The following is a 2,651-nucleotide window of genomic DNA, read 5'->3' as shown; positions in this document are numbered from 1 at the left end:
TACTTCCCGTCGATGAGGCGGCAGATCAGTTCCACATTGTCAAAACTGAACTTGGCATTGCTGTCGTTGTATTCGATCTTTACCTCCTCTTCACTTCCGCCCAGGATGCCTTTTAACAGGTTCAGCGGTTTCTTTGGCATAATAAACTCTGCTACCTCCGAAGCTTTTACATCCGTTCGTTTGTATTTTACGAGTTTATGGGCATCGGTGGCGACGAAGGTTAGATTCTCAGAGGAGAACTGAAAGAATACCCCGCTCATCACGGGTCTCAGATCGTCATTGCCGGCAGCAAAGATGGTCTTGGTGATGGCAGTGGCCAGGATATCTCCCATGATAGTCGTGGAACTGGGATTGCCGAGTTCCACAGCTTTTGGAAACTCAGCACCATCCGCATAGGCCAGGGCGTATTTCCCATAACTGGAGCTGATCTCCACCGTATTGTTGTCTTCCACCACAAAGGTCAGCGGTTGTTCGGGAAAGGTCTTAAGTGTATCCAAAAGGAGACGGGCCGGAACGGCGATAACCCCTTCATTATCCGATTCCACCTCGAGTTCTGCACTCATAGTGGTTTCCAGATCGGAAGCCGAAACGGTCAGTTTTTTCTTCTTTAATTCGAAGAGAAAATTATCGAGGATGGGCAGGGTATTGCTGCTGTTGATGACTCCCCCTAATACCTGCAGTTGCTTTAAAAGATATGTACTTGAAACGATGAATTTCACAAGTCCTTTATTTAGTTAGTTCATTGATTGGGTTTCGTCTCCTACTCCCAAGAGAAAAGCCATCTTCAAACCATTTTCATGATAGGCCGGGAATAGTTGAAAGCGACCCGATTTTGGATTCAAACAAATATATTCCAATTGCGCTTTTCCTTAAAACTTACTTATCAACACCTATCGGCCGAATCTCACCTTTCTCCTGTAGAGGAAAAGGAAGGTGACCCCTGCGATAAAAATCAGCGGAATCCCAATGTTTATAAGCTGCCATCGGGTTTTTTGAGCAGTGATCCTTTCAGGGTCCAGCACGGAGACGTTCACTTTGCGGTTTCGAATGTTTATAAGTCCGGTATCATCCAGAAGGTAATTCACGCAGTTCACGAGGAATTCCTTGTTCCCGAAGAAATTGTTGGTCCATTTATCGTATCCCAGTTCAAGTGGCCTTCCATTCCTCAGCTGGTTGGCGATCAGGTCGCCATCCGAGATGACGATCATCTTATTTTCTCCTCCCTGTTCGCTTACTCCGTTCAGATCCAGAGGCTTGATCCTGTTGCGGTATGCCGATTGAAAGGTTCCTTCAATAAGGACCGCCAGGGGATAATTTCCTTCCGTATAGGATTCCCTGTCCGGGGGCGAATTCAGAATGTCGAAACTGATGGTCCTCGGGGCTATGGCTTTTTTGGACAAGGGGGAACTGCGGGCCAGGACAGTCTTTTTATTATCGTTCTCCAGGGTGTCCATCGCACCGGCAAACTGGAACCGCAGGGCCTCCATATTTGCATTGATCGGGTGGTTGTTCTGTGAAAACACCATGGGATAATACACCCAGGGGAGGGGATTGTACTCAGAGGCATTTCCCTCACCGCTGGCCAGGACGATCTGGGCACAATACAAATCATCCACCAGGTTCGGAGTCAGCCTCACCCCGTACCTGAAGAAGAAATCATTCATATTCAGATCCCTCGGTAGCGCTACTGCTCTACCTTCCTCATTGAAAAGACTGTCCAGTTCCATAGCCACCGGATCGATCAGCCATAAGGAGCGGCCCCCGTCAATGACAAACTGATCCAGTACATATTTCTCTTCCTCGCTGAAAGGCTGGGTGGGCTTGGCGACCAGAGCCAGGTCGTAGGATTTGAGTTGCTCCAGAACTTTCTGAGGATTCTCAGTAACAGAATCGAGCGTAATAGCCCCGATGTTGTAATATTCTCTGATCGCAGTGAGGAAATCGGCCAGGTAAAGATCTTCGAGTTCCCCATTTCCCTTGATCACGGCCACTCTCTTTTTTTCTATGACCACCAGTTTGCTGAAAGCATCCACAAAGGCATACTCCAGATTTTGAATGGAATTATTGATGCGGTCCGCCGTATTGGCGCCTAATTTATTTTTAAGAAGGGGCACCTTCACCGTTTGGTCCCTGTAGGTCACCATGGCCCAGGGGAAGACGAGTTCCTGGGATACTCGGCCTTCTTCTTCCGTGGTCACATTGGCAGGGGTCAGGCCTATGCGCTGGAGTTGCGCGATGGTGGCCTCTGCCTGAGCGGGATCCTCGAGAGGATCCTCAAATCCGTATTTAATTTTGTCATTCCTGTTGTAGAGATTTTCCAGGAGTTGCTCCGTCTCCAGTTTCAGGCGCTGGAATTCCGGGGGAAGGTCACCGTCGAGCAGGACATCGATAATCACCGGGGAATCGATTTTTTTCAGGATGTCATTGCTGGCATCACTCAGGGTGAAGCGCTTATCTTCGGTAAGGTCGATTCGCAGAAACAGGAGACCCGATATGAGATTGATCGCTATCAGCACCCCGATCCCCAGCCCTAACAATTTTAGATTCGTCTTCTTCACCCTATGCGCGTTGGTTTAATTGAAGTACCGTCAAATAGCCGAAAAAGCAGGAAAGAGATAGGAAATACACCACATCCCGAGTGTCCAGAACCC

2 protein-coding genes are annotated in these 2,651 nt (G+C 48.5%); both read right to left on the bottom strand.

Going from position 1 to position 2,651, the window contains the following annotated elements; all coding sequences use genetic code 11:
* On the bottom strand, positions 1–719 hold a 719-nt coding region (gene dnaN, locus ABYP73_RS12810; protein WP_372974594.1), incomplete at its 3' end, for a DNA polymerase III subunit beta.
* 171 nt (positions 720–890) lie between these two features.
* Positions 891–2,558: a gliding motility-associated ABC transporter substrate-binding protein GldG gene (gene gldG / locus ABYP73_RS12805; protein ID WP_372974593.1), complete on the bottom strand. Its 1,668-nt coding sequence runs from the start codon at positions 2,556–2,558 to the stop codon at positions 891–893.
* Positions 2,559–2,651 lie beyond the last annotated feature (93 nt).

The organism is Muriicola sp., from assembly GCF_041567615.1.
Classification (GTDB): Bacteria; Bacteroidota; Bacteroidia; order Flavobacteriales; family Flavobacteriaceae; genus Muriicola.
Note: the sequence above shows the minus strand (reverse complement) of the source record. Positions and strands in the feature narration are given on the sequence as shown.